The organism is Rhodanobacter sp. UC4437_H4, assembly GCF_052978425.1.
Window position 1 is genome coordinate 238,976 of the sequence record NZ_CM129673.1, and the last position, 25,730, is coordinate 264,705.

25 protein-coding genes are annotated in these 25,730 nt (G+C 67.2%); 21 read left to right on the forward strand and 4 right to left on the reverse strand.

Annotated features, from left to right (window positions below; all coding sequences use genetic code 11):
* The first annotated feature begins 99 nt into the window (after nucleotides 1-99).
* From ACVCL3_RS01265 to recO, 11 genes are all read left to right on the forward strand, one after another.
* Entirely contained in the window at nucleotides 100-594 is a 495-nt protein-coding gene (locus ACVCL3_RS01265; protein ID WP_395118837.1) for a hypothetical protein, read from the forward strand.
* 10 nt (nucleotides 595-604) lie between these two features.
* A complete protein-coding gene (locus ACVCL3_RS01270; RefSeq protein WP_447100232.1) occupies nucleotides 605-3,160 on the forward strand; it encodes a putative bifunctional diguanylate cyclase/phosphodiesterase in 2,556 nt (851 codons plus the stop codon).
* Nucleotides 3,161-3,305: 145 nt separating this feature from the next.
* Nucleotides 3,306-3,899 (forward strand): RNA polymerase sigma factor RpoE, encoded by a 594-nt coding sequence (rpoE, locus tag ACVCL3_RS01275; protein ID WP_395121396.1) that lies wholly within the window; start codon nucleotides 3,306-3,308, stop codon nucleotides 3,897-3,899.
* A complete protein-coding gene (locus tag ACVCL3_RS01280; protein ID WP_395118833.1) occupies nucleotides 3,896-4,555 on the forward strand; it encodes a sigma-E factor negative regulatory protein in 660 nt (219 codons plus the stop codon). The genes rpoE and ACVCL3_RS01280 overlap by 4 nt, the downstream gene beginning before the upstream one ends.
* Before the next feature lie 167 nt (nucleotides 4,556-4,722).
* Entirely contained in the window at nucleotides 4,723-6,192 is a 1,470-nt protein-coding gene (locus tag ACVCL3_RS01285) for a Do family serine endopeptidase (RefSeq protein WP_395118831.1), read from the forward strand.
* A gap of 176 nt (nucleotides 6,193-6,368) precedes the next feature.
* Nucleotides 6,369-8,162, forward strand: a complete 1,794-nt coding sequence (gene lepA / locus ACVCL3_RS01290) for a translation elongation factor 4 (protein ID WP_395118829.1) — start codon at nucleotides 6,369-6,371, stop codon at nucleotides 8,160-8,162.
* A gap of 101 nt (nucleotides 8,163-8,263) precedes the next feature.
* Nucleotides 8,264-9,154, forward strand: a complete 891-nt coding sequence (gene lepB, locus ACVCL3_RS01295; RefSeq protein ID WP_395118827.1) for a signal peptidase I — start codon at nucleotides 8,264-8,266, stop codon at nucleotides 9,152-9,154.
* A 188-nt stretch (nucleotides 9,155-9,342) separates the two neighbouring features.
* Nucleotides 9,343-9,726, forward strand: coding sequence for a DUF4845 domain-containing protein (locus tag ACVCL3_RS01300; RefSeq protein ID WP_395118825.1), 384 nt, complete (start codon nucleotides 9,343-9,345; stop codon nucleotides 9,724-9,726).
* A gap of 3 nt (nucleotides 9,727-9,729) precedes the next feature.
* Nucleotides 9,730-10,389, forward strand: coding sequence for a ribonuclease III (gene rnc, locus ACVCL3_RS01305; RefSeq protein WP_447100233.1), 660 nt, complete (start codon nucleotides 9,730-9,732; stop codon nucleotides 10,387-10,389).
* Between the two features lie 78 nt (nucleotides 10,390-10,467).
* A complete protein-coding gene (gene era / locus ACVCL3_RS01310; RefSeq protein WP_395118821.1) occupies nucleotides 10,468-11,400 on the forward strand; it encodes a GTPase Era in 933 nt (310 codons plus the stop codon).
* A gap of 176 nt (nucleotides 11,401-11,576) precedes the next feature.
* Nucleotides 11,577-12,326, forward strand: coding sequence for a DNA repair protein RecO (gene recO, locus ACVCL3_RS01315; protein ID WP_447100234.1), 750 nt, complete (start codon nucleotides 11,577-11,579; stop codon nucleotides 12,324-12,326).
* Between the two features lie 170 nt (nucleotides 12,327-12,496).
* Here recO and ACVCL3_RS01320 read toward each other — a convergent pair whose 3' ends face one another.
* Nucleotides 12,497-13,249, reverse strand: coding sequence for a response regulator (locus tag ACVCL3_RS01320; RefSeq protein WP_447100235.1), 753 nt, complete (start codon nucleotides 13,247-13,249; stop codon nucleotides 12,497-12,499).
* A 24-nt stretch (nucleotides 13,250-13,273) separates the two neighbouring features.
* Between ACVCL3_RS01320 and ACVCL3_RS01325 the strand changes: the two genes are divergently transcribed.
* The 10 genes from ACVCL3_RS01325 to ACVCL3_RS01370 all read left to right on the forward strand — a co-directional run bounded on the left by ACVCL3_RS01325 (nucleotide 13,274) and on the right by ACVCL3_RS01370 (nucleotide 23,031).
* Nucleotides 13,274-15,307 carry a hypothetical protein gene (locus tag ACVCL3_RS01325; RefSeq protein ID WP_447100236.1) on the forward strand — a complete coding sequence of 678 codons (2,034 nt, stop codon included), beginning with the start codon at nucleotides 13,274-13,276 and terminating at the stop codon, nucleotides 15,305-15,307.
* A gap of 97 nt (nucleotides 15,308-15,404) precedes the next feature.
* Complete coding sequence (locus tag ACVCL3_RS01330) at nucleotides 15,405-16,013, forward strand: YdbL family protein (protein WP_395118813.1); 609 nt, start codon at nucleotides 15,405-15,407, stop codon at nucleotides 16,011-16,013.
* A gap of 148 nt (nucleotides 16,014-16,161) precedes the next feature.
* Nucleotides 16,162-17,499: a 23S rRNA (uracil(1939)-C(5))-methyltransferase RlmD gene (rlmD, locus tag ACVCL3_RS01335; RefSeq protein WP_395118811.1), complete on the forward strand. Its 1,338-nt coding sequence runs from the start codon at nucleotides 16,162-16,164 to the stop codon at nucleotides 17,497-17,499.
* Nucleotides 17,500-17,613: 114 nt separating this feature from the next.
* Nucleotides 17,614-18,135 carry a CYTH domain-containing protein gene (locus ACVCL3_RS01340; protein ID WP_447098759.1) on the forward strand — a complete coding sequence of 174 codons (522 nt, stop codon included), beginning with the start codon at nucleotides 17,614-17,616 and terminating at the stop codon, nucleotides 18,133-18,135.
* Nucleotides 18,129-19,142: a beta-N-acetylhexosaminidase gene (gene nagZ / locus ACVCL3_RS01345; RefSeq protein ID WP_447098760.1), complete on the forward strand. Its 1,014-nt coding sequence runs from the start codon at nucleotides 18,129-18,131 to the stop codon at nucleotides 19,140-19,142. Before ACVCL3_RS01340 ends, nagZ begins: the two co-directional genes overlap by 7 nt.
* Nucleotides 19,139-19,702, forward strand: coding sequence for a hypoxanthine-guanine phosphoribosyltransferase (locus tag ACVCL3_RS01350; RefSeq protein WP_447100237.1), 564 nt, complete (start codon nucleotides 19,139-19,141; stop codon nucleotides 19,700-19,702). Before nagZ ends, ACVCL3_RS01350 begins: the two co-directional genes overlap by 4 nt.
* A 143-nt stretch (nucleotides 19,703-19,845) precedes the next feature.
* Entirely contained in the window at nucleotides 19,846-20,607 is a 762-nt protein-coding gene (locus tag ACVCL3_RS01355; RefSeq protein WP_447100238.1) for an S-methyl-5'-thioinosine phosphorylase, read from the forward strand.
* Between the two features lie 151 nt (nucleotides 20,608-20,758).
* Nucleotides 20,759-20,962, forward strand: coding sequence for a cold-shock protein (locus ACVCL3_RS01360; RefSeq protein WP_136259031.1), 204 nt, complete (start codon nucleotides 20,759-20,761; stop codon nucleotides 20,960-20,962).
* 222 nt (nucleotides 20,963-21,184) lie between these two features.
* On the forward strand, nucleotides 21,185-22,387 hold the full coding sequence (gene fabV, locus ACVCL3_RS01365; protein ID WP_447100239.1) for an enoyl-ACP reductase FabV: 1,203 nt from the start codon (nucleotides 21,185-21,187) through the stop codon (nucleotides 22,385-22,387).
* Nucleotides 22,388-22,413: 26 nt separating this feature from the next.
* Entirely contained in the window at nucleotides 22,414-23,031 is a 618-nt protein-coding gene (locus ACVCL3_RS01370) for a Fic/DOC family protein (protein ID WP_447100240.1), read from the forward strand.
* A gap of 6 nt (nucleotides 23,032-23,037) precedes the next feature.
* Here ACVCL3_RS01370 and ACVCL3_RS01375 read toward each other — a convergent pair whose 3' ends face one another.
* From ACVCL3_RS01375 to ACVCL3_RS01385, 3 genes are all read right to left on the reverse strand, one after another.
* On the reverse strand, nucleotides 23,038-23,226 hold the full coding sequence (locus tag ACVCL3_RS01375; protein ID WP_447100241.1) for a hypothetical protein: 189 nt from the start codon (nucleotides 23,224-23,226) through the stop codon (nucleotides 23,038-23,040).
* A gap of 210 nt (nucleotides 23,227-23,436) precedes the next feature.
* Complete coding sequence (locus tag ACVCL3_RS01380; RefSeq protein WP_447100242.1) at nucleotides 23,437-23,937, reverse strand: PepSY domain-containing protein; 501 nt, start codon at nucleotides 23,935-23,937, stop codon at nucleotides 23,437-23,439.
* A 277-nt stretch (nucleotides 23,938-24,214) separates the two neighbouring features.
* A complete protein-coding gene (locus ACVCL3_RS01385; RefSeq protein ID WP_447100243.1) occupies nucleotides 24,215-25,714 on the reverse strand; it encodes a catalase in 1,500 nt (499 codons plus the stop codon).
* Nucleotides 25,715-25,730: the final 16 nt, after the last annotated feature.

A 25,730-nucleotide genomic window follows, 5' to 3' on the forward strand; every position in this document is an offset into this window, starting at 1 on the left:
CTGAACCGGGTCGACGAGGGTCGATCGGTTCCCGGCCATTCGAAGGCATCCGCGCTCGCCGCGGGTCCGGATTCAGCACCTGCCGCAGGACGAAACCAGATGACCATCGCCATGGCCTCCGCCGTACCCCAGGCTGGCGCCGAGATATTCGAACGCATCCTGACCGCGCCCAGTGGCCTGGTCGTGTTGCAAAGCAAGGACGCCGAAGCGCTGATCGAACAGGTGCGCGTGCTGGCCAGGCACAGCGGCCAGGCGGTATACCTGTGGCAGCCGGACACCGGGCTGGGCAGCCTGCGCGAGGCCCATGCCCGGGTGCCGGACTGCGAGCGGCTCGGCAATGCGTTGCGTTACATGCAGCAGAGCATGCATTTCGGCGTCTATTTCCTGCGCGGGGTGGAGCTGCCCTTGTCGGCGGTGGATGCAGCCATGCTGCGCCAGTTGGCGCGGGCGCCCAAGGGCCACCTGCGCCGCGTGGTGCTGGTCGATGCGCCGCAGGCGCTGGTGGCCCACCTGGGCGACCTCGCCGCCCAGGTCAGTACCGAAGACGGCAAGCCGCGCCAGCTGCGCCTGCGCGATGGTCGCTGGCTGACATGAGGCCGCGCACATGAATGCCGGCATCCTGCTGGTAGCCGCCCAGCGCGACCTGCGCCGGGCGCTGTTCGACGCGCTCGATCGTGCCGGCTACGCGCGGCTGCATTCGGCGCGCGACATTTCCCACGCGGCGATCCTGCTGGAGGGCAATGCCGCGCAGGAACCGCTGCAGTTGATGGTGCTGGTGCTGGATGGCGACGAAACCCAGGCCTGCGCCGCTTGCGAGCAATTGCGCCGGCTGCCGGGCGCCGCCGATGCGCCGCTGATCGTGGTGCTGGCCGATGGCGCGCCGTGCAGCCCGGCCGACCTGCCGCCGGGGATCGCCGACTGGCTTTGCGCCGGACAGATTGCCACCGAACTGGTCGCGCGCTGGCAGCGCCTGCCGGTCAGCGCCGCCGGTGGCCCGGTCCCGACGGTTTGGGGTGCGGCCGGCGATTGGCGATGGGCCTTCGAGGAAAGCGGCAGCGAATGGTTGATGGTCGACCTGCAGAGCCAGTGCCTGCTCGAAGTCAGTCCCGGCGTGATCCGGCACAGTCGCCTGCCTGCCAGCGAGTGGGCCGGGCTGGCGCTGGCCGAGGCGGTACAGCTCGAGGGCGACACGTCGGCCACCATTTTCAACGACGCGGATCGCCGCTGGCATCCGGCCCGGCGCAAGTCGTCGCTGGGTTACGACACCGGTCAGGTGAACGTGCGGCGGGTCGAGCAGGGCGGCAGCGCGGCTCTGGCGCTGCAGTTTCGCAGCGATCGCGCCGACCTGCGGCCGGAGGCGGCGTTGTCGCTGTTGTCGCGCCTGTTCGCCTCAAGCAGCGGCGTCGACGCGCAGTCCGCCTGCGCGCAACTGCTGTTCGACGAGCTGGCGCTGGACTATCTGGCCGTGTGGTCGGTCCGTCCGGAAACGGCCGACGCCCCCGCCCAGGTCCTGCAACTGAGCCGCGAGGAACACGCGCAGTGGCCGCCGGGCTACCTGCAGAGTTCGCTGCAACTGGTGCTGGGCGGGCAGGCGATGCGGTACCAGAGCGATGCCGGCAAGCTGGCGGCGGTCGACCCGCTGCTGCAGCAGCTGGATCTGGCCGGCTTCGTCGGCTTGCCGATGTACGACGAGCGGCACAGCGTGCTCGGCGCCGTGCTCGCCGGCAGCCGCCGCGGTTTCGCCGAGATGGCGGTGGTCGAGCCGGTGCTGCGTTGCGCGGCGGCGCGTTTCGCCCGCACGCTGGAGTTGCAGCGCACCCGCGAACAGGGTCGCGCCGAGGGCCTGGTCGATGCCTTGACCGGGTTGCCCAACCGGTTGCTGTTCAACGACCGGCTGGAGGCGATCCTGCGCGAGGCGATCCGCAACGGCGAGTGCTTTGCCCTGCTGTTCGTCGACCTGGACCGGTTCAAGGCCATCAACGATACCTACGGCCACGCCACCGGCGACCGGGTGTTGCGCACTGTCACCCAGCGGTTGCGCGGCAGCATCCGCGCCTCCGACACCGTGGCGCGTTATGCCGGCGACGAGTTCACCATCGTGCTGCGCCACATCGTCAAGAACGACGACGTGCTGCGCGTGGCCGAGAAGATCGTGCAGATGATGGAGTCGCCGATCTTCCTGGAAGACGGCGTGGAGCTGCAGGTCACCGTGTCGATGGGCGTGAGCTTTTTTCCCGACGACGCCAACGACGCCGATACCCTGCTCAAGCATGCGGACGAGGCGATGTATTCGGCCAAGCACAAGGGCCGCAACAACTTCCAGATCTACGAGGTCAGTCCGGAGTACGCGCGCCAGCACGGCATGGCGCTGAAGACGCGCCTGCGCCACGCCGAAGGCAACGGCGAGTTGCGCGTGGTCTATCAGCCCCAGGTCAATGCCGAGACCGAGGACATCGTGGGCATGGAGGCGCTGGTGCGCTGGGAGCACCCCGAGCTGGGCATGATCAGCCCCGCCGTGTTCATTCCGCTGGCCGAGGAGACCGGGCTGATCGTGTCGATCGGCGAATGGGTGATGCACACCGCTTGCCGCCAGGCGCGCGAGTGGGAGCAGCGCTACGGCTTGCGCCTGCGCCTGGGCGTCAACCTGTCGGCCGTGCAGTTGATGGAGCCGCAGTTGCTGGAGATGGTGGCGCGCGCGCTGCGCGAGACCGGGCTCGATCCCACCCTGCTGGAAATGGAGATCACCGAGAGCATCAGCATCAAGGCGGCGCCGAACCTGGTGGAGAACCTCAATGCGCTGCACCGGCTCGGCTGTCACATCGCGATCGACGATTTCGGCACCGGCGCCGCCTCGCTGGACTACCTGCGCCGGCTGCCCGCCGACCGCATCAAGGTGGACCAGAGCTTCGTGCGCAATATCGGCGTGGACCCGGACGACGAGGCGATCGTGCGGGCCACCATCGAGATGGCCCACCGGCTGAACCGTGCGGTGGTGGCCGAGGGCGTGGAGACCGAGCAGCACCTGCAATTCCTGCGCGACCACCATTGCGACGAGCTGCAGGGCTACCTGTTCTGCCGGCCGTTGCAGCCGATCAGCTTCGAGAAGATGCTGGCCGAGCGCCAGCGCCTGCTGGGCGTGCGGCAGGCCGAACCGGCTTGAGCGGTCCGCAGGCGGCCCCATAACGGGAGCTGGCGCGACGATTGGCTAAACTGAACTCGGTGGGCCGCTCGTGGTCTGAGCGCCGGGTTCAGCTCACCCCAGGCACCCTCAGCGGATGACGGCATTGACGATGGACACGGCCCGCATGGGCGAAAACGAACTGGACCGCGCGCTGGTCGAGCGGGTCCAGCAGGGGGACAAGCGCGCCTTCGACCTGCTGGTGCGCAAGTACCAGCACAAGCTGATCGGGCTGATTTCGCGTTACGTGCGCAGCCATGCCGAGTGCGAGGACATCGCGCAGGAATCCTTCATCCGCGCCTGGCGCGCGATCGGGTCGTTCCGTGGCGACAGCGCGTTCTATACCTGGCTGTACAAGATCGCGGTCAACACCGCCAAGAACCACCTGGTGGCGATGGGGCGACGGCCGCCCTCCGGCGACGTCGACGCGGACGAAGCCGAGTTCATGGCCGGGGCCGAGCGCATGCACGACAGCGCCACCCCCGAGCACGAATTGATGCGCCAGGAAATTGAACAATCGGTGTTTTCCACTGTCCAAGCCCTGCCCGAGGAACTGCGGACCGCCATCACCCTGCGTGAAGTGGATGGCCTCAGTTACGATGAAATCGCCGAAGCGATGGGCTGTCCGATCGGTACGGTGCGTTCGCGCATCTTCCGGGCGCGTGAGGCGATCGACGAAAAGCTGCGGCCGCTGCTGTCTGGCCGCGAGGATCCGACATGAACCAGGCACAGACCCACCAGGACGCCCTCGAGAATCTCTCGGCCAGCATGGACGGCGAATTGCCTGTCGAGCAGTTGCGTTTCCTGTTGCGCCGACTCGATCACGATGAAGCCTTGCGCCAGGCATGGTCGGGCTACCACTTTGCCCGCGACGGCCTGCGCCGCGAGATCACCCTGCGCGCCTCCGGCGGCTTCGCCGCGCGGGTGATGCTGGCGATCGAGCAGGAGACGGTGGCCGCCGCGGCGCCGTCGCGACGGCACGCCTGGTTGCGCTGGTCCGGTGGTGGCGTGATCGCCGCCAGCGTGGCCGCCGCGGCGTTGATGATCAGCCAGCCGGCGGGCGATGCCGGCCGCGTGGACTCCGCCGTAGTGGCGGGGACCAGCCAGGTGACCTTGTCGACGCCGGCGAGCACGCCGGCAGCACCGCCTTCGGTGCCGCCATGGCTCAGCGGCAACGCCGCCGGCCTGCTCAGCCAGCAGGCTTCGGCTACCCTGGGCGCGCCGCTGGACGACGGCCAGTCGCGTGATGCGCGGCGGATGTCGACCTACCCGGCGATGCATCGTTATCGCACCCTGGACAACAACGACGGCAGCTATCTGCTGCTGCTCGACCCGGCACCGGATGCCTCGCACCAGGCCGCTGCCGGCCGGCGCTGAGATTGTCGGGCGAGTGATGGTTCGCGGCAAATCCTGTTGATGCGGATGTCCCCTCGGTGCCTGCGCCGAAGGTGTTGTGCGGCCGCTCGACTGTGCCGCGGCCCGCTTGCCGCGTCGTCATTGATCGCCGGTTCGCGCCGGCTGCAGTTCAAACCCAAGGAGGAGTCATGAGTCATTCCATCTTGCGTACGCTGGCCTGTTGCGCCCTGCTGGGCCTGGCCGGGGTCGGCGGCGTGCAGGCCCAGCCGGCGGCCGCCGCGGCGCTGCCGGATTTCACTGGCATCGTGCAGCAGAACGCCCCTGCGGTAGTGCACGTGGAGGCCCGGTACACCGGCGAACCGAATCGCTCGATGCGCGTGCAGGGCCAGATGGGACCGGGGCAGGGCATGCCCAACGACCCGGGCGCCGAGATCCTGCGGCGCTTCTTCGGCATGCCGATGATGCCCTCGCCCGAGGAGCAGCGGCATACCTCGCTGGGTTCGGGTTTCATCATCTCCAGCGACGGTTACATCCTCACCAACAACCACGTGGTCGACCATGCGGACAAAGTCACCGTGCGCCTGCAGGATCGCCGCACGCTGACCGCCAAGGTGGTCGGCACCGACCCGACCTATGACATCGCCCTGCTCAAGGTCGATGCCGGCGGTGCGCTGCCGACGGTGACCATCGGCAATTCGCGCAGCCTGAAACCGGGCCAGTGGGTGCTCGCGATCGGCTCGCCGTTCGGCTTCGACTACACCGTGACCCAGGGCATCGTCAGCGCGGTGGGCCGCAACCTGGGCCAGCGCGACCAGCCATATACCTCCTTCATCCAGACCGACGTGCCGATCAACCGCGGCAACTCCGGCGGCCCGCTGTTCAACCTGCAGGGCCAGGTGGTCGGCATCAATTCGCAGATCTATTCCAACACCGGCGACTATCTCGGCGTGTCGTTCTCGATCCCGATCGACGTGGCAATGAACGCGGTGCAGCAGCTCAAGACCAAGGGCTACGTCTCGCGCGGCCTGCTCGGCGTGACTGTGCAGCCGGTCAGCGACGACATCGTCAAGGCGTTCAAGCTCGACAACGGCGTCGGCGCGGCCGTGGTCGACGTGGACCCGGACAGCGGTGCCGGCAAGGCCGGCCTCCAGGCCGGCGACATCATCCTGGCCTACGACAACCACGACCTGCAGCAGGCCGCCGACCTGCCGCCGCTGGTGGGCATGACCAAGCCGGGCAGCAAGGTGCCGGTGGAGATCCTGCGCAACGGCAAGAAGCAGACCGTGCAGGTGACCATCGGCGAGGCCAAGCGCGACGGCAATGCCGTGGACAACCGCAGCGCCGGCTCGCCCTCCGCGCGCAGCGGTTCGGCCGCGCTGGGGTTGAGCGTGCAGTCGCTCGACAACGATACCCGCAAGCAACTCGGGCTGAAGGACGGGCAGGGCGTGGTGATCGACGCCATCACCGGTCCGGTGGCGGCGCAGTCGGGGCTGCGCGCCGGCGACGTGATCCTGATGGTCAACCAGCGCAAGATCGGCAGCGTGGCGGAGTTCGAGGCGGCCACGAAGGACGTCAAGGCGGGCAGCACGGTCCTGCTGCTGGTGCGCCGCGGCGACCAGAGCCAGTTCATCGGCCTGACCGTGCCGGACGGGAAGTAGCCGGACCTCGCCCGGCAAGGGTGCCGCCCGTCGCGGGGCGGCACCGATCCCCTCGCGGATGCCTGCCGGACGGGTGTTCCATGCGATAATGCGGGGTTGGCGTCGCCTCGGGGCGGCGCGTCGTCATGCATGGTGCGTGGCGGCGGACCCCACGACCGAAAGGCCGCTCGCGCTCCATGGAATTGATCCGCAACTTCTCCATCATTGCCCACATCGATCACGGCAAGTCCACGCTGGCCGACCGCATCATCCAGATCTGCGGCGGTCTGGCTGACCGCGAGATGGAAGCACAGGTGCTGGACAACAATCCGATCGAGCGCGAGCGCGGCATCACCATCAAGGCACAGTCGGTGTCGCTGCCCTACACCGCGCGCGACGGCAAGACCTACCAGCTCAACTTCATCGACACCCCCGGCCACGTGGATTTCTCCTACGAGGTGAGCCGTTCGCTGGCCGCGTGCGAGGGTGCGCTGCTGGTGGTCGACGCGGCACAGGGCGTCGAGGCCCAATCCGTGGCCAACTGCTACACCGCGGTGGAGATGGGCCTGGAAGTGGTGCCGGTGCTCAACAAGATCGACCTGCCCACCGCCGACGTCGAGAAGGTCAAGGGCGAGATCGAGGCGGTGATCGGCATCGACGCCACCGACGCGGTGGCGATCAGCGCCAAGACCGGGCTCAACGTGGTCGAGGTGCTGGAGGCAATCGTGGCGCGCATCCCGCCGCCCAAGCCGCGCGACACCGATCGCCTGCAGGCGCTGATCATCGACTCGTGGTTCGACAACTACCTCGGCGTGATCTCGCTGGTGCGCGTCATGCAGGGCGAGATCAAGCCCGGCGACAAGTTGCTGGTGATGTCCACCGGGCGCAGCCACGAGGTCGACGACGTCGGCGTGTTCACGCCCAAGCGCAAGAAGCTGGACAAGCTGTCGGCGGGCGAAGTGGGCTGGATCAACGCCTCGATCAAGGACGTGCACGGCGCGCCGGTGGGCGACACGCTGACCCACGCCGGCAAGCCGGCCGCGGCACCGCTGCCGGGCTTCCAGACCATGCAGCCGCGCGTGTTCGCCGGCCTGTTCCCGGTGTCGTCGGACGACTTCCCGGCGATGCGCGAGGCGCTGGACAAGCTGCGCTTGAACGACGCCGCGCTGTTCTTCGAGCCGGAGTCCTCCGAGGCGATGGGCTTCGGCTTCCGCTGCGGCTTCCTCGGCATGCTGCACATGGAAATCGTGCAGGAGCGGCTGGAGCGCGAATACGACCTCAACCTGATCACCACCGCACCCACGGTGGTTTACGAGGTGCTGCTCAGCGACGGCTCGATCCTGCAACTGGACAACCCGGCCAAGCTGCCGACCAACTCCAGCCTGATCCAGGAAATCCGCGAACCGATCATCGTGGCCAACATCCTCACCCCGCCGGACTACATCGGCAGCGTGATCAAGCTGTGCGAGGAAAAGCGCGGCGTGCAGCGTTCGATCCAGTACCTGGCCACCCAGGTGCAGATCAGCTACGAGATGCCGCTGGCCGAGGTGGTGATGGATTTCTTCGACCGGCTGAAGTCCGTTTCGCGCGGCTACGCCTCGATGGATTACCACTTCGACCGTTTCGAGGCCGGTCCGTTCGTGCGCACCGATGTGCTGATCAACGGCGAGCGCGTCGACGCGCTGAGCCTGATCGTGCACCGCAGCCACGCCGACCGCCGCGGCCGCGAACTGGTCGAGCGCATGAAGGAGCTGATTCCGCGCCAGCAATTCGACGTGGCGATCCAGGCCGCGATCGGCGCGCAGATCATCGCCCGCTCGACGGTGAAGGCATTGCGCAAGAACGTGCTGGCCAAGTGCTACGGCGGCGACGTCAGCCGCAAGAAGAAGCTGCTGGAGAAACAGAAGGAAGGCAAAAAACGGATGAAGCAGGTCGGGCGGGTCGAGATCCCCCAGGAAGCCTTCCTCGCCGTGTTGAAAGTGGATAAATAGCCAAAGGCCGGGAATAGGGAATCGGGAATCGGGAATAGGAAGAGCGGCTTCACTATTCCCCATTCCCGATTTCCCATTCCTGGCTCCAAAGGGAGCCCCTCATGGAATTTGATTTTGCGGCGATTCTGCTTGGCCTCACCGTGCTGTTCGGCGTGGTGTGGGGGCTGGATCGGCTGTTCCTGTACAAGAAGCGCAAGGCGCGGCTGGACGCGGCGGGCGAGGAGTATCGCGACCCGATGCCGGTGGACTGGGCGCGCTCGCTGTTCCCGGTGGTGCTGGTGGTGCTGCTGCTGCGGTCGTTCGTGGCCGAGCCGTTCCGCATCCCGTCCGGCTCGATGATGCCGACGCTGGACGTGGGCGATTTCATCCTGGTCAACAAGTTCGCCTATGGCCTGCGCCTGCCGGCGTTCAACAACAAGATCCTCGACCTGGGCGAACCCGAGCGCGGCGACGTGGTGGTGTTCCGCTGGCCCGGCTTCACCTGCCATCGCGACGACGGCACGGTAGTGCACGGCGGCAATGCGGACTGCAGCGTTCCGGTGCCGAACCAGAACTGGATCAAGCGCGTGATCGGCCTGCCCGGCGACACCATCCAGATCCGCGACAGCGAGATCGTGATCAACGGCAAGCCGGTGCCGGCCGAGAAGATCGGCCCGTTCAAGGGCAACCACGCGCGCCCGGCGGACGAGGAACTGCTCGCCTACGGCGCCACCATCTGGAAAGAGCACCTGGGCAAGGTGACCCACCTGATCGCGCGCATGCCCGACCGCATGCCCACGCCGCCGGTGCCCAACGCGAACATGCCTGCGGTGGTGCCCGACAACTGCTATCTGGTGATGGGCGACGACCGCGAAAACAGTGAAGACAGCCGCTGGTGGGGCTGCATGCCGGAGCAGAACCTGGCCGGCAAGGCATTCCTGATCTGGATGAGCTGGAAGGGCTGGGGCACCGGCGGCGTGGATTTCTCGCGCATCGGCACGGTCATCCACTGACGCATCCTCCGGCCAGGCGCGCGACCGCGAAAACGTGATGCGATCGTGCCGCCCGCTCCCCGCCTGCGGCCAACAAGTGCGAGAATCCGCAGGCGCCATCGGCCCCGGCCGGGCCGGTGCGGCGGGTGCGGGCGACACCGGGACATCCACAGATCGAACGGCCGCCCAGGCGGCATAGCGAGGGGACTATGAAATCGAAACAGTCGGGCATCACCCTGATCGGCTTCCTGCTCATCATCGTGGTAGTGGGCTTCTTTGCCTACATGGCGATGAAACTGGCGCCGTCGTATTCCGAGTACATGGGCGTGACCAAGGCGATGAACCAGATCGCCACCGAAGGCACCAATGGCAAGTCGCTGGACTCGATCCGCCGCGATTTGATGTTCAAGCTCGGCTTCCAGTACGTCGACGATGCCACCGTCAAGCCGGCCAACATCACCATCAAGCGCGACGCCGGCGGCACCAGCGTGCTGACCGTGGCCTACGACAAGCAGATCCCGTTCATGTACAACATCGACTTCCTGCTGCACTTCAACAAGAGCGTGCCGCTGCAGGGCAATGTCGGCGAGTAGACGTTGAAGCTCCGTCACCGATTCAGTGATCCGGCCTGGGCGCAGTTGGCGCTGACCCACCGCAGCGCCGGCAAGCCCAACAACGAACGGCTGGAGTTCCTCGGCGATGCGCTGCTGGGCGCGATCATCGCCGAGCTGCTTTACGAGGTGCATCCCAAGGCCAGCGAAGGCGAGCTGTCGCGGCTGCGTGCGCAACTGGTCAACGGCAACGCGCTGGCCGTGGTGGCGCGCGAGCTGGAGTTGGGCGACGAGCTGAAGCTCGGCCCCGGCGAGCTCAAGAGCGGCGGCTTCCGTCGCGACTCGATCCTCGCCGATGCGTTCGAGGCACTGGTGGCGGCGGTGTACGAGGATGGCGGTTTCGACACCTGCCGCAGCCTGGTGCGCGATCTGTTCGGCGAGCGCGTCGCCGCGCTGCGACGCTCGTCCAAGGACGCCAAGACCCGGCTGCAGGAACACCTGCAATCCGGGGGCTGGCCGCTGCCGCAGTACGAGCTGGTCGACAGCCACGGCGAGGACCACGCCAAGACCTTCGACGTGACCTGCCGCATCACTGAACCGCTGCAGATCGTCGCCGCTGCCACGGCCGGCAGCCGCCGCGCCGCCGAACAGGATGCCGCCGAGAGCGTGCTCGGCCAGTTGCTGGAACTGGCGCGCGACTCCTGAGCCGCCGGCGCCGCGGGTTCACCGTGCGCGCGCCTTCCACGCACTACACTTGCCCTCCGACTCGCCGAGCCTGCCACCATGAACGACCCCCTCGACATCGCCGACGGCAGCCTGCCGCATGAGGATTTCCGCTGCGGCACCGTGGCCCTGGCCGGACGCCCGAACGTGGGCAAGTCGACCCTGCTCAACGCGCTGATCGGCTTTCGCCTGTCCATCATCAGCCCGCGACCGCAGACCACGCGCCATCGCATTCTCGGCATCCACACCAACGAGGCCGGGCAGATCCTCTACGTGGACACCCCGGGCCTGCACCGGGGCGCCAAGCGGGCGATGAACCGCAGTCTCAACCGCGCCGCCCGCTCGGCGATCGGCGACGTGGACCTGGTGGTGCAGGTGATCGAGGCCGGTCGCTTCACCGACGAGGACGAGGCGCTGTACACCGCCCTGGTCGAGCAGTCCGCGCCGCGCCTGCTGGTGATCAACAAGGTCGATCTGAACAAGGACAAGACCGTGATGCTGCCGTTCGTGGCCGAACTGGCGCAGCACCATCAGTACGACGAGATCCATTACGTCAGCGCGTTGAAGGAACAGGGCCTGCAGGCGCTGGAGCAGGCCATCATCAAGCGCCTGCCGGTACGCGCGCCGATCTACGGCGTCGACGAGGTCACCGACCGCAGCGAACGGTTCCTCGCCGCCGAGATGGTGCGCGAACAGTTGATGCTGCGGCTGGACCAGGAGCTGCCGTACGCCACCACGGTGGAGATCGAGCAGTTCGAGGATCGGCCGGACGGCGTCGCCGAAATCCACGCCGTGATCTGGGTCGAGCGCGCCGGCCAGAAAGCCATCGTGATCGGCCAGGGCGGCGCCCAGCTCAAGGCGATCGGCTCCGGCGCCCGCCGCCACATGGAGCGCATGTTCGAGCGCAAAGTGTTCCTGCGCCTGTGGGTCAAGGTCCGCGAAGGCTGGGCCGACGACGAAAACATGCTGAAGAAATTCGGGTATACGGATTGAGAGCAGGGAATGGGGAATAGGGAATAGGGAATCGTCAAAGCCGAATCCGCCGCTCTCCCATCCCGTTTTCCCATTTTGGCTTTCTGCGAGTTATGGAACAGGAAGTAGGGAATCGCCAAGGCGACCACTGCTCTCCTGTTCCCTATTCTCCATTCCCTATTCCCAGCCCCCAAGCCATGCGCATCGACCAGCAACCCGCCTATGTCCTGCACGCGCGGCCGTATCGCGAGACGTCGCTGTTGCTGGAGTGCCTGACCCGCGAGCATGGGCGGTTGGGTGTGGTGGCGCGGGGCGTGCGCGGTGAGCGTGCACGGTTGCGGCGTGCGCAGCTCGAACCGTTCCAGCCGCTGGCGCTGGGTCTGCTGCTGCGCGGCGAGATGGCCACGCTCACCGCCGTCGAGGCGGTCGGCACGCCGCAGCGGCTGGAAGGCGACGCGGCGCTGGCCGGGCTGTATCTCAACGAGTTGGTGGTGCGCCTGACCGGGCGGCAGGACCCGCTGGGGCCGCTGTTCGATGCCTATGCCGCAGCGCTGGCGCGGCTGGCCACGGGCGAATCGATCAGCTGGAGCCTGCGCCGCTTCGAACGCGACCTGCTGCAGGCCACCGGTTACGGCCTGCCGTTGCTGCACGAGGCAGATACCGGCGAGGTGATCGAGCCGGACGCGTGGTATCGCTACCAGGTCGAGGAAGGCGCGCGGCGTTGCGCCGCCGACGCGCCCCGCGCGATGCGCGGCGCCGACCTGCTGGCACTGGCGCACGACCGCATGCCCGACCCGCACGGCCTGAAAGCATTGCGCGACCTGATGCGCGAAATCATCCGCTTCCACCTCGGCGGCGGCGAGTTGCGCGCGTGGCGGGTGCTGTCGATGGCGGTCTCGCGCCGCACTCCCGCCGCGGGCAGCGACCGCGCCAAGCCGCCGGCGTGAGTCCGCGCCGGGAGCGTGGGCGGTAGAAATCTCCCGGGCTGCAAAAGCGTCTGCGCGGTCCATATTTCCGCCGCTTCCTGCCCGTAGAACCACTATGGGCCGGCGAATCGTCGAAAATCTGTCCTCACGCAGCCACTTTTTCGCCTCGAAAGTTTCTACCGCCCACGCTCCTAGCTGTCCAGCGCCTGCAGCGTCGCGGCCAGCACGCGGCGGAAGCTGGCCAAGGCGGCGGGCGCGGAGCCGTCGGGCAGGAGTTGCCGCTGCAGTCGCACCGCCTGTTCGGCCAGCGCCGTGGCACCGCAAAATCCGCATGAGGAACGCAGCCGGTGCAGCCGTTCGGCGAATGCGACGCGGTCGGCGCTGAGCTGGTCCAGTTCGCCTTGCAGCAGCGCGAGTTCCTCGCGCAGCAACAGGCGCAACGCACGCATCGTGGTGGCGTCGCCGCTGCTGCAGAGCGCCGCGCCATCGTCCAGCACGGACGACGACTCGGCCTGGATCAGCGCCAGCACGCGGCGCAGGTCGGTCAGGGTGCAGGGTTTGAGCAGGATGTCGCTGAAGCCTGCCGCCAGCAGGTCGTTGCGGTCGGCCGGCGCGATGTCCGCGCTGGTGGCCACGGCGGTGCTGTCGACGGAGGCGGAGCGGACATCGGCGCGCAGTTGCTCCAGCACGTGCAGGGCGCCGCCGCCGGGCATGCGGCAGTCGAGCAGCAACAGGTCGAACTTGCCCGCACCGGCGCGCTCCAGCGCTTCCCGGCCGCTGCCGGCGGTCTCCACCGTGGCGCCCAGCGAGCGCAGCCCGTCGCTGAGGAAGCGGCAACTGCCGGGGTCGTCATCGGCGACCAGAACATAGGGGCGGGGTGCCTGGCGGAGGGACGAACTGCAAGATTCCGGGCGCTCGCTCAAGACGAAATCCTTGTCGTTCATCTGGATTTGGCAGAATGGCCCGAGATGCGCCCGACTTCAAGCCACATTTCGAGCCGCTTCGCGCTGTGTTGCGGCCTCCTGCTGGGTCTGCTCTGGTTCGCGCCGGCGCGGGCCGACGTGCTGCTGTCGGCCAGGTCGATCAGCATGCCGGGACTTCAACTGCAGGCGGTGACACTGCGCCTGGGCGAGGACGGCGCCGGCACGCTCACCGTGTCGCTGCATGCGGACAAGGCCGACCTGCCGGCCATGGGCTGGCGCCGCCTGCCGCTGGATCTTGCCGGCAGCCTGCGCCGCAACGAGCACATGGGCTGGGTGCTGGACGGCAACCTCAAGCTGGCCCGCGCGCCCGGCGGCGCGCTCGCCGATGCGCAGGTGCAGGTGCAGGTGAGCCCGGCGGCCAACACCTTGCAGATCGACGTGTTGCAGGGCCAGGCCACGCTCAGCGGCGCCTTGCCGCTGGATCAGCCCACGCATGCGCAGATCCGTGTGACAAACCTGCCGGCAGGCTGGCTGCAAGGCCTGCTCGGCACCGTCTGGTCCGGCCGCACCACCGCCGGCCGGGTGGATGCCGAGCTGGCACTGGACCTGCGTGACCCGGGCCTGCGTTCCTCCGGCCAGTTCAGTCTGCACGAGGTGGGTTTCGACACGCCCAGCGGCACGCTTGCCGGGCGGGGCGTCAGCGGCAATGGCCGCTTCAACCTCGACTACGGCGATGGCCCGGCACAGATCGACCTCGATGCAGGCCTGCGCGGCGGCGAGCTGCTGCTGGGTCCGCTCTACGCCAAGCTGCCCGATCATCCCGTGCAGTTGAATCTGCATGCCAACGCTGCGGACGGGGCGGTGGAGCTGAGCCGCCTGCGTTTCACCGATGCCGATGCGCTGCAGCTCTCCGGCGCGCTGGCGTTCGATGCCAAAGGCGCGCCGAGCGCCTTGCGGCTGGACCGCCTGCACGCCAGCTTCCCGGCGGCGTACGAACGTTACGGGCGCTCCTGGCTCGACACGATGGGCCTGCAGGACCTCACGGTGGCCGGCGACATCGACGCCAGTGTCGACTGGCGTGAGGATTCCCTGCGCAGCTTCGCGTTCAAGACCGATGGGTTCGACCTGACCGACGCTGCCGGGCGCCTGGCGATCGACGGCCTGCACGGCGCGCTGGACTGGTCGGCCAAGGGCGACCGGCCCGTCACCACGCTGGGCTGGCGCGGGCTGGGTTTCTACCGGATCGAGAACGGCGCGGCCCAATCGACCTGGCGCAGCCATGACGGCATGCTGAGCCTGCAGCAGCCGCTGACGCTGCCGGTGCTGGGTGGCCAGCTGCAGATCGGCCAGTTCGATTGGTCCCCCGCCGCGGCTGCCGGCCAGCGGCTGGCGACCTCGCTGGTGCTGACCGGCGTGGACATGAAGGCGTTCAGCCAGGCGATGGGCTGGCCCGCGTTCCCCGGCACGCTGGCCGGCGCGGTGCCCTCGCTGCGCTGGGTCGACGACCGGCTGGAACTCGGCGGCGGGCTCAGCGCACACGTGTTCGACGGCTTCGTCGACATCACCCGGCTGTCCCTGCAGCAACCGTTCGGGACCAGTCCGGTGCTCAGCGCGGATATCGACCTGAAGCAGCTCGATCTCGGTGCGATCACCAGCGTGTTCGACTTCGGCAGCATCACCGGGCGGCTGGACGGCAGCATCCAGGGCCTGCGCCTGGTCGACTGGAGCCCGGTGGCGTTCAAGGCCAGCCTGCTCGCCGGCGACGGCGGACGGATCAGCCAGCGCGCGGTGAACAACCTCACCTCGGTCGGTGGCGGCGGCGTGGCTGCCGGCCTGCAGGGCGCGATGCTGAAACTGTTCAAGACGTTCGGCTACCAGCGCATCGGCCTCAATTGCACCTTGCAGGGCACCGTGTGCAAGATGAGCGGTCTGGAACCGACCGACGGTGGCTACACTATCGTCGAAGGCAGCGGCCTGCCGCGCCTGCAGGTGATCGGCCACCAGACCGAGGTCGACTGGCCCACCCTGGTCAAGCGGCTGCAGGACGCCATCAGCGGCAGCGGGCCCGAGATTCACTGAGCGGTTGCCGATTCGACCTCCAAGCCCGGACTGGCGATCGAAAGTCACGAGAACGGGTTTTCTGCACATACTTACTTTTCAGCACCGGAGTCACGTCATGCGCAAGCTCGTCTACGTCATCCTGACCACCATGGCCGTGGCGCTGGTCGGCTGTGTCACGATCAACGTGTACTTCCCCGAAGCCGCGGCGCAGAAGGCCGCCGACCAGTTCATCGGCAGCGTGCTGGACAAGGCCGACGCCGCCGGCAAGCCGGCCGCGAAGGAGCCGCCGCCGGCGCCGAAGAGCGACGCCGGGCACCCCTCGGCCATGCTGCTCGACCTGCTGATCCCCGCCGCGCAGGCGGCCGAGACGCCGGACTTCCGCGTCCACACCAGCGCCACCGACGCCATTCATGCGCGCATGAACCAGCGCATCGGCGGCATCCTCGGCCAGCTGCTGGACAGCGGCGCGGTCGGCTTCACCCACGACGGCATGGTGGCCATGCGCGACGCGGCGAAGGTGCCGCTGAGCCAGCGCGCCCAGGCCAATGCCGCCGTGGCCGAGGAGAACCGCGACCGCGCCGCGCTGTACCGCGAGATCGCCGTCGCCAACAACCACCCGGAATGGGAGGCGCAGATCCGCACCGCCTTCGCCAAGACATGGATCGAGAAGGCGCACGCCGGCTGGTACTACCAGAACGCCGCCGGCGCCTGGCAGAAGAAATAGCTTCCGCCGCAAAGTGATCCCTACCGCGTAGGGCGGGCACTGCCCGCCGGCTCTCCGGAAGCTGGAGCGGCGGGCAGTGCCCGCCCTACGGGGGCGCGGTCCGGCCCGATCTGTGATAATTGGCGGCCAGCCCTTCTGTCTGCGCCCCATGTCACGTTCCAACTCGGTCTCGCCCACACCCTTTGAAGCACACATCACCGACCTCGGCCACGATGGCCGCGGCGTGGCGCGGATCGACGGCAAGACGGTGTTCGTCAGCGGCGCCTTGCTCGGCGAGCGGGTGATGGCGAAGCTGCGCAAGCGGCACCGGCATTTCGACGAGGCGGAAACGGTCGAGGTGATCACCGCCTCGCCGCATCGGGTCGAACCGAAATGCCGCCATTTCGCGCAGTGCAGCGGCTGCTCGCTGCAGCATCTCGATGCGCCCTCGCAGATCGCCGCCAAGCAACGCGTGCTGGCCGAAAACTTCGAGCGCATCGGCAAGGTCACGCCACAAGCCTGGTTGCCGCCGCTCACCGCCGAACCATGGGGCTATCGGCGCAAGGGTCGGCTGTCGGTACGCAACGTGGCGAAGAAGGGCCGCGTGCTGGTCGGCTTCCGCGAGGAGCAGAACCCGCGCTTCGTCACCGAGATCCGGCAATGCGAAGTGATGCATCCGGCGCTCGGCCCCAAGGTCGGTTTGCTGGCCGAGCTGCTGGGCACCATGGATGCGGCCGAGGACATCCCGCAGATCGAATTCGCCGCCGGCGACGAGCTGATGGCGCTGGTGTTCCGCCACATGCAGCCGCTCAGCGAACACGACCAGGCCGCGCTGGTCGCGTTCGGCCGGCAGCACGGTTTCGCGATCTACCTGCAGCCGGGCGGCATCAGCAGCGTGCATCCGTTGTGGCCGGAAAACCCGCGGCTGGCCTTCACGATCGCCAGTGGGGACGCGCGCTTCGCCGACGTCGAGCTGGAGTTCCAGCCGCTCGATTTCGTGCAGGTCAACGCCGGCATGAATCAGTTGATGATGGCGCGCGCGATGGAGCTGCTCGATCCGCAGCCGGCCGATCGCGTGCTCGACCTGTTCTGCGGCCTCGGCAACTTCACCCTGCCGATCGCGCGGCGGGTGGCCGAGGTCGTCGGCGTGGAAGGCGAGCACGGCCTGGTCGAGCGCGCCGCGCAGAACGCCGCGCGCAACGGCATCGCCAACGCGCGCTTCCACGTCGCCAACCTGTTCGAGGACCAGCGCGCCACCGAGTGGGCGCGCCAGCCGTGGGACAAGCTGCTGCTCGATCCGCCGCGTGCGGGCGCCGACAAGGTGCTCGACTACCTGCCGCACAAGGCGACCCGACGCATCGTCTACGTCTCCTGCCATCCCGCCTCGCTGGCGCGCGACGCCGGCATCCTGGTCAACCGGCACGGTTTCCGGCTGGCCTCGGCCGGCGTGATGGACATGTTCCCGCATACCTCCCATGTCGAATCGATTGCGCTGTTCGAGCGCTGAGGAGCGAGGAGTGAATGAAGATGAGTGAGAAGTGAGAGAAATCCAGTGCATGCTTGACGCTCTTGTTCTTGCTCTCTCTCACTTCTCACTTCTCTCCGTTCACTCCTGACTTTTATGCCCATCGAGATCGAACGCAAATTCCTGTTGGCCACCGACGAGTGGCGCGCCGCGATCGAGCGCAGCGAGCCGATCGCGCAGGGCTACCTGGTCGGTGCGCAGGCCTTGCGCGAGGGCCACGCGCGCGCCTCGGTGCGCGCGCGGCTGGCCGGTGAGCAGGCGTGGCTCAACATCAAGGCCGCCACTTCCGGCATCGCGCGGGCCGAATTCGATTACCCGATACCGCTGGCCGATGCGCGCGTCATGCTGGCCAGCCTCTGCGACGGCGTGCTGGAGAAGGTCCGCCATCATGTCCGCGTCGACGGCGTACTGTTCGAGGTCGACGAATTCGGCGGCGACAACGCCGGCCTGGTCGTCGCCGAGGTCGAATTGCCTGCAGTCGATGCCTCATTTCCGCGGCCGGCGTGGCTGGGCCGCGAGGTGAGCGCGCTGACGCGCTACTACAACGTCAACCTGATCGCGCATCCGTACCGGCAATGGTCGCCGGCCGAGCGCGCCGCCGAGGATGCCGCATGCTGATGATCGGCGTGGCCGCGCCGGAACTGGCCGAATCCGAGAAACGCTGGCTGCGCGCGCCCGGCGTCGCCGGCGTGCTGCTGTTTGCGCGCAACTACCGTTCGCGCGAGCAGTTGATGGCCTTGTGCGAGGCGATCCGCGATGCCGGCGGCGAGCACCTGCTGATCGCGGTGGACCAGGAGGGTGGCCCGGTGCAACGCTTCCGCGACGGCTTCACCCGGCTGCCGCCGCTGGCAGCGATCGGTGCCGTTTACGACCGCGACCCCTTTGATGCGATCCGCCTGGCCGAGGAGCACGCCTGGGTGATGGCCAGCGAACTGCGCGCCAGCGGCGTCGATTTCAGTTTCGCGCCGGTGGTCGATCTCGCCCGTGGCAACGCGGCTATCGGCCTGCGTGCTTTCCACGCCGATCCCGCGGTGGCCGGCGAACTGGGCCAGGCCTACGTGCGCGGCATGCACCTGGGCGGCATGGCCGCAGTGCTCAAGCACTTCCCGGGGCATGGCTCGGTCATCGGCGACACCCACAAGGTGGCGGCGGTCGACCCGCGCGGCCTGGACGAGATCCGCCGCGACGATCTGCGCCCGTTCGCCGAATGCATCGAGGCACGCGTCGAAGCGGTGATGATGGCGCACGTCATTTACCCGGCCGTGGACAGCCGTCCAGCCGGCTATTCGAAAGTCTGGATCGAGCAGGTCCTGCGCGGCGAACTGGGCTTCACCGGCGCGGTGATCAGCGACGACATCAGCATGGCCGCCGCCGGCGCGGCCGGCAGCGTGGGCGGGCGAGTGAGGGCGCACCTCGACGCCGGCTGCGACCTGGTGCTTGCCTGCTTCCCCGAGGTGGTCGAGGAGGCACTGGCCGCGCTGCCTGCCGATACCGGCGCCATGCCCGCGTCGATCGCCACGCTGCGCGGCGCCATTGGCGCCACCTGGGCCGGCCTCGCGGACAATCCACAGCGCGACCGTTTCGTCGCCCGCATCACGGCGTTGCACGCCGAAGGAAACGCATGAACACTGCACATCCCTCCCTGGCCGATGCGCTGGCGCAGGCCGACCTGCTGTATGCCCGCGAGGCGCTGGAGCCGGTGATCGCCGACATGGGCGCACGCATCGATGCCGTGCTCGGCGGCGAGCGCGCGGTGTTCCTCACCGTGATGAACGGTGCGTTGATCTTCGCCGGCCAGCTGGCCCTGGCGATCCGCACCGACCTGGAGTTCGACTACGTGCACGCCACCCGCTACCGCGGCGAAACCACCGGCAGCACGCTGCACTGGCTGCGTGCACCCGCCGTGTCGCTGGCCGGTCGCGTCGTGCTGCTGGTCGACGACATCCTCGACGAAGGCCACACGCTGAAGGAAGTGCGCGAAGACTGCTACAGGCGCGGTGCGAAAAAAGTGCTGATCGCCAGCCTGTGCACCAAGCGGCACGATCGCCTGGTCGACGGCATCGCCTCCGATTTCAACGGCGTGGAACTGCCCGACCGCTTCGTGTTCGGCTACGGCATGGACTACTACGAGCAGGGGCGCAACCTGCCGGGCATCTACGCATTGAAGGCCGGGAATGGGGAATAGGGATTCGGGACCAGGGCGCACAAGTGTGGCGCTTCGAATTTGCGCTTGCGCTACCCCAGCCGATCACCCTTCGACTTCGCTGCGCTGCGCTCAAGGTGAACGGTGGTGAATTTCTGGCTGCAACCTGAAAACGGATCATTACGATGCCCCATCACGAAACTACCCCCCTCGACCTCGCCGTCATCGGCGGCAGCGGCCTGTACAACTTCCCGGGCCTGGAAAATGCCGAGCGGCACACGGTGGACACGCCCTACGGCCCGGCCTCCGGCGACATCGTGGTCGGCGACTTCGCCGGCAAGCGCATCGCCTTCCTCGCCCGCCACGGCGAGAGCCACACGCTGCCGCCGCACCGGGTCAACTACCGCGCCAACGTGTGGGCGTTGCACAGCCTGGGCGCGCGGCGGGTGGTCGGCGTCAATGCCGTCGGCGGCATCCGCGACGACATGGGTCCGCGGGTAATCGTGGTACCCGACCAGCTGATCGACTACACCCACGGCCGCCTCACCAGCTACTGCGACGTCGAAGGCGCCGAGGTGAAACACATCGACTTCAGCGAGCCGTATGCCGGATCGTTGCGACGGCAATTGCTTGATGCGGCGCGTGCGGCCGGCGTGGCGGCCATCGACGGCGGCTGCTACGGGGCCACCCAGGGGCCGCGGCTGGAAACCCGTGCCGAGATCGCCCGCATGAAGCGCGACGGTTGCGACCTGGTCGGCATGACCGGCATGCCCGAGGCCGTACTGGCGCGCGAACTGGAGTTGGACTATGCCTGCCTGGCACTGGTGGCGAACTTTGCCGCCGGCTGCGGCGACGAGGCGGAAATCAGCATCGAGGAGATCTTCGCCCACCTCGCCGCCGCCACCGCCGACGTGCCGCGCATCCTGGCCGAGTTGCTGCGGGTCTGAGGGCATCCGGTGAATTTGTGCACGGACCGGACTTCTTCGTATTGCAATGCGGCTTCACCTCTTGCTACTTTTCCCCGGCCAGCGCGGCGAGCCGGGGGGAACAGCCGCACCAGTTCTGGCGCACCATTCCATGGATCCAGAGGTTCACGCAATGACTTTCGGTACGGTCAAATGGTTCAACGACGCCAAGGGTTTCGGTTTCATCGCACCTGAGGACGGGGGAGCGGACGTGTTCGTCCATTTTTCGGCGATCGCCAGCAAGGGCTTTCGCAGCCTGCAGGAAGGTCAGCGGGTGAAGTTCGAAGTCACCCAAGGTCCCAAGGGCGCCCAGGCCTCGGCGGTCGAAGCCGCCTGATCGGCCGACCCCGCGTCGCATGATGCAAAGGAAACCCCGCACTCGCTGCGGGGTTTCCTTTTTTGCGCGAGCCCCCAACCGGAAGCCCCATCCGTTCACCCTGAGCGTAGCCGCGCAGCGGCGAAGTCGAAGGGCCACACCACGAGTCGAGACCCCTACGGCAGCGCATGGCCGCGTCGCTTGGTTAATATGGGGAATTGCCGAACACCCCAGGAGCTCCTCGTGATCATCAAGCCCAAAGTCCGCGGTTTCATCTGCGTCACCGCCCACCCGGTCGGCTGCGAGCGCAACGTGCTCGACCAGATCGCGATCACCCAGGCCGCCGGCCACGACAAGAGCAAAGGCCCCAAGCGCGTGCTGGTGATCGGCGCCTCCACCGGCTACGGTCTGGCCTCGCGCATCACCGCCGCGTTCGGCTACGGCGCGGCCACGCTGGGCGTGTTCTTCGAGAAGCCCAGCAGCCACGAGAAGACCGGCACCGCCGGTTGGTATAACGCCGCCGCGTTCGACAAGGCGGCCAAGGCCGCCGGTCTCTATGCGAAGTCGATCAACGGTGACGCCTTCGCCAACGAAACCCGCGCCAAGGCGATCGAGATCATCAAGAACGAGATGGGCGGCCCGATCGACCTGGTGGTCTATTCGCTGGCCTCGCCCGTGCGCAAGCTGCCCGACACCGGCGAAGTGGTGCGCTCGGCGCTGAAGACCATCGGCGAGCCGTTCCACAACACCTCGGTCGACACCAACAAGGACACCGTGATCGAGGCCACCGTCGAGCCGGCCACCGAGCAGGAGATCAAGGACACCGTCACCGTGATGGGCGGCGAGGACTGGGCGCTGTGGATCGACGCGCTGAGCGCCGCCGGCGTGCTGGCCGAACACGCCAAGACCATCGCCTACAGCTACATCGGCACCGAGATCACCTGGCCGATGTACTGGCACGGCACCCTGGGCCAGGCCAAGCAGCACCTGGACAACACGGCCCGTGAACTGCGCAGCCGCCACCCCGGCCTCGACGCCTACGTGGGCGTGATGAAGTCCGTCGTCACCCAGGCCAGCGCCGCCATCCCGGTGATCCCGCTGTACGTCTCCATTGCCTTCAAGATCATGAAGGAGAAGGGCATCCACGAAAACCCGATCGAGCAGGCCAACCGCCTGTTCCATGACCGCCTCTACCGTGCTGATGGCAAGGCCGCGCCCACTGACGACGAAGGCCGCCTGCGGCTGGACGACTGGGAACTGCGCGACGACGTGCAGGAACCCTGCAAGACGGTCTGGCCCACCGTCACCACCGAGAACCTCAAGCAGATCACCGACTATGCCGGCTACAAGCACGAGTTCCTGCAGCTGTTCGGCTTCGACCGCGACGACGTGGACTACGACGCCGAGGTGGAGGCGGATCGGCGGTTTGATTGTGTGGAGATGTGAGGGCAGGAGATGGGGGACGCGTCTGCATGAGTAACCGTTACGAAGCCGGTGAGGCCCAAGGCAGCCACGAGCCTGGCTCGGACGACCGGGTCTTGCGGAACAAGCTGGGCGTGACCGATCCAGACGAGATGGACGAAGTCGAACTGCAGTTATTGGGGCAGATCTACCGGGCGGTGCTGTTGGAGGCATTGCCTGATCGGCGCCTGTACGTGGCGGACTTGAAAACCTGGCATCGTCGGTGGCTCGGCAATGTATATGAATGGGCTGGCATGGAGCGCTCGGTCAACATGGGCAATGGCGATTTCCATTTTGCCGCGGCAACGCAGATTCCCCGTCTGTTGACGGTGTTTGAACACGATTGTCTTGCACGTTTCACGCCTTGCCATGACATTGATGATGCTTCATTGATCGAAGCGATCGCCATGACCCACGTAGAACTCATCCTGATTCACCCATTTCGCGAGGGGAATGGGCGGCTGTCGCGCCTATTGGCCGACGTCATGGTGGTACAGGCGGGGCGCGGGCCACTCGACTACAGCGCGTGGGAGGCAGACAAGGCAGCGTATTTCGGCGCCATTCGAGCCGGCATGGCGAACGACTACCGGCCGATGCAGCGATTGGTTGAAGCGGCCCTGGTGAACTGAGAGGAGTCAGCTTGCCAGTGCGATTCCGCGAAGCTTGGGGTTCTTGCCGAGCAAGGACTCTTCGACCTGGCGGATGCTCTTGCCGGTTTCGATAGCGGTGGAACTGGCCACTGCACGGACGATGGCCCGCTGGCTGGGCGCTTTGGCGGCGCGGAGCGGCTTCTTGTTGGCGATGGTCGGCGTGGCGGACTTCACGGCGTCCATTGTACCTTAATAGGCCTGTGCGCAATTGGCTGAGTGGCGCCGACCCGAGTTTTCCGCCGCCGCAGGTATCGGTCTACGAAGGGCGTCAGCATTCCTGGCTGGGCTTGCCGGAAGACATGGAGCATTTCGATTGAGCCGCCCCTGAAATGAAAAACCCGATGCCATCAAGGCATCGGGTTTTCAGTGTCGGCAAACGCCATGTCAGTCGCGCGACTTGGCCACCACGCTGCCGTCGTCGGGGTCGACCAGCAGTTCGACATCGGTGCCGCGGGCGGTGTCGGCTTCGGCGCTCCACAGGCCGTGCTCGTATTCCACGTCGCGGATCTTCTCGTAGCCGGCGGCGGTGAGCTTGGCCTCGATTTCGTCCTTGTTGAGCCTGGACGGGGCGTCGGTGACGTAGACCTTGCCGCTGACCGGTCCCACGGTGATTTTCGCCCACTGGTCGTTGCCGCCGCGTGCCTGGCTGCGCCACACGCCGTCCTCGAACTTGAGTCCCTTGACCTCCTTGTAGCCGGCATTGGCGATCGCGGTCTTGATGGCGTCCTCGGTCAGCGCGCCTTCCGGCGGCTGCGTGCCCCAGTGAGTGGTCGTGGTGACGATCTGCGTGGTGGTGCCGGATTGCGCGGGGGCGGGCGCCTGCTGCGCCATGGCTGCCGTGCACACGGACAGGCCGATCAACAGCGGAAGTGTGTGCTTGGTCATCAGTGACTCCTTCTTCGGTGATGTCGCCAGCCGGCCAGGACTGGCCGGGCGCCGACTCATGGGGAGTCCGATGGAAGCAGTGCCGGTGAAATGGCTGCGTGAACGTGATGAATGCTGGTTCAGCAGACAGTGCCACCGGGAAGCCGTCGCCAGTAGGAGCCCGCTCGCGGGCGATGCTGTTTTGGTTTGCGGCTGTCGAACCCCGACACCCGACAAGAGCATCGCCCGCGAGCGGGCTCCTACGGGTGTGACGGGAGTCGACAGGGTGTGAGGGCGATCAACCTTCGCCCATGCCCTCGGCCGGTTCCGATGCGCTGCCGGCGCGGACCTTGTCCTCGATCTGCTGGCCGACTTTCGCGTCCACGCTTTTCCAGTAAGCAAAGGCGCGTTCCAGCACCGGGCTGCGCACGCCGCCGAGCAGGCTGCCGGCGACCTGGTCGACGAACTGCGCGCGCTGGGCGTCGTTCCACACCTCGCGCACCAGGGTGCCGGCCTGGCCGAAGTCGTCGTCCTCCGCGTGCAGCGTGTATGCGCTGCGTACCATCTCGCCGTCGGCTTCCCAGCCGTTCTCGACCGGGCCGGTGTCGTCCGACCACGGGCGCCCGCCGCTGTTGGGTGCATGCACCGGGGCGTTGCTGCTGTGGTGGTAGGCCATCTGGCCGTCGAACATGTACGTGTTCACCGGCACCTTGGGTTGGTTCACCGGCAGCTGGTGGAAGTTGGTGCCGATGCGGTTGCGCTGGGCGTCGGCGTAGGCGAACGCGCGGCCGAGCAGCATCTTGTCCGGCGACAGGCCGATGCCCGGCACCGTGTTGCCCGGCGAGAACGCGGCCTGCTCGATCTGCGCGAAGAAGTTTTCCGGGTTGCGGTTCAAGGTCATCGTGCCGACCTTGATCAGCGGGTAGTCCTTGTGCGGCCACACCTTGGTCAGGTCGAACGGATTGAAGCGGTAGTTCTTCGCCTCCGCATACGGCATCACCTGCACCGACAGGTCCCACACGGGAAATTCGCCGCGCTTGATCGCGTTGAACAGGTCGGCGCGGTGGAAGTCGGCGTTCTCGCCGGCCATCGCGGCCGCTTCGGCGTTGTTGAAGAACGCCATGCCCTGGCGGGTGTGGAAATGGTATTTCACCCAGAACTTCTCGCCGGCGGCATTGATCCACATGTAGGTGTGCGAGCCGTACCCGTTCATGTGCCGCCAGGTGCGCGGCAGGCCGCGCTCGCCCATCACGTAAGTCACCTGGTGAGCGGTTTCCGGATTGGACGTCCAGAAGTCCCATTGCATGTGGTTGTCGCGCAGGCCCGAATCCGGCAGGCGCTTCTGGCTGCGGATGAAGTGCGGGAACTTCATCGGATCGCGCAGGAAGAACACCGGCGTGTTGTTGCCGACCAGGTCGTAGTTGCCTTCGTCGGTGTAGAACTTCAGCGAGAAGCCGCGCACGTCGCGCCAGGTATCCGGGCTGCCCGATTCGCCGGCGACGGTGGAGAAGCGCGCCAGCATGTCGGTCTTCGCGCCCTTCCGGAACAGCGCCGCGCGCGTGTAACGGGACACATCCTCGGTAACCTGCAGCACGCCGAACGCGCCGGCACCCTTGGCGTGCGGCTGGCGCTCGGGCACCTTCTCGCGGTTGAAGTGCGCCATCTGTTCGAGGAAGTGCACGTCGTGCAGCAGCAGCGGGCCGTTCGGGCCGATGCTCAGCGAGTTGCGATCGCTGACGGCAGGGGCGCCGGCGCCGGTAGTGGAACCGCTGGCGGACTTGTTCTTGTCGTGGGACATGGGGACTTGCCTCCTT

Bases quoted from the DNA above. Each gene is read 5' to 3' on its own strand.
- ACVCL3_RS01300 (WP_395118825.1), top strand. From the start codon at position 9,343: ATGAAATCGAAACAGTCGGGCATCACCCTGATCGGCTTCCTGCTCATC.
- ACVCL3_RS01380 (WP_447100242.1), bottom strand. From the start codon at position 23,937: ATGACCAAGCACACACTTCCGCTGTTGATCGGCCTGTCCGTGTGCACG.
- ACVCL3_RS01360 (WP_136259031.1), top strand. From the start codon at position 20,759: ATGACTTTCGGTACGGTCAAATGGTTCAACGACGCCAAGGGTTTCGGT.
- rpoE (WP_395121396.1), top strand. From the start codon at position 3,306: ATGGGCGAAAACGAACTGGACCGCGCGCTGGTCGAGCGGGTCCAGCAG.
- ACVCL3_RS01370 (WP_447100240.1), top strand. From the start codon at position 22,414: ATGAGTAACCGTTACGAAGCCGGTGAGGCCCAAGGCAGCCACGAGCCT.
- ACVCL3_RS01270 (WP_447100232.1), top strand. From the start codon at position 605: ATGAATGCCGGCATCCTGCTGGTAGCCGCCCAGCGCGACCTGCGCCGG.
- recO (WP_447100234.1), top strand. From the start codon at position 11,577: ATGCGCATCGACCAGCAACCCGCCTATGTCCTGCACGCGCGGCCGTAT.
- ACVCL3_RS01280 (WP_395118833.1), top strand. From the start codon at position 3,896: ATGAACCAGGCACAGACCCACCAGGACGCCCTCGAGAATCTCTCGGCC.
- ACVCL3_RS01350 (WP_447100237.1), top strand. From the start codon at position 19,139: ATGAACACTGCACATCCCTCCCTGGCCGATGCGCTGGCGCAGGCCGAC.
- ACVCL3_RS01325 (WP_447100236.1), top strand. From the start codon at position 13,274: ATGCGCCCGACTTCAAGCCACATTTCGAGCCGCTTCGCGCTGTGTTGC.
- ACVCL3_RS01330 (WP_395118813.1), top strand. From the start codon at position 15,405: ATGCGCAAGCTCGTCTACGTCATCCTGACCACCATGGCCGTGGCGCTG.
- ACVCL3_RS01355 (WP_447100238.1), top strand. From the start codon at position 19,846: ATGCCCCATCACGAAACTACCCCCCTCGACCTCGCCGTCATCGGCGGC.
- rlmD (WP_395118811.1), top strand. From the start codon at position 16,162: ATGTCACGTTCCAACTCGGTCTCGCCCACACCCTTTGAAGCACACATC.
- ACVCL3_RS01265 (WP_395118837.1), top strand. From the start codon at position 100: ATGACCATCGCCATGGCCTCCGCCGTACCCCAGGCTGGCGCCGAGATA.
- era (WP_395118821.1), top strand. From the start codon at position 10,468: ATGAACGACCCCCTCGACATCGCCGACGGCAGCCTGCCGCATGAGGAT.
- ACVCL3_RS01320 (WP_447100235.1), bottom strand. From the start codon at position 13,249: ATGAACGACAAGGATTTCGTCTTGAGCGAGCGCCCGGAATCTTGCAGT.
- lepB (WP_395118827.1), top strand. From the start codon at position 8,264: ATGGAATTTGATTTTGCGGCGATTCTGCTTGGCCTCACCGTGCTGTTC.
- ACVCL3_RS01340 (WP_447098759.1), top strand. From the start codon at position 17,614: ATGCCCATCGAGATCGAACGCAAATTCCTGTTGGCCACCGACGAGTGG.
- lepA (WP_395118829.1), top strand. From the start codon at position 6,369: ATGGAATTGATCCGCAACTTCTCCATCATTGCCCACATCGATCACGGC.
- ACVCL3_RS01385 (WP_447100243.1), bottom strand. From the start codon at position 25,714: ATGTCCCACGACAAGAACAAGTCCGCCAGCGGTTCCACTACCGGCGCC.
- nagZ (WP_447098760.1), top strand. From the start codon at position 18,129: ATGCTGATGATCGGCGTGGCCGCGCCGGAACTGGCCGAATCCGAGAAA.
- ACVCL3_RS01285 (WP_395118831.1), top strand. From the start codon at position 4,723: ATGAGTCATTCCATCTTGCGTACGCTGGCCTGTTGCGCCCTGCTGGGC.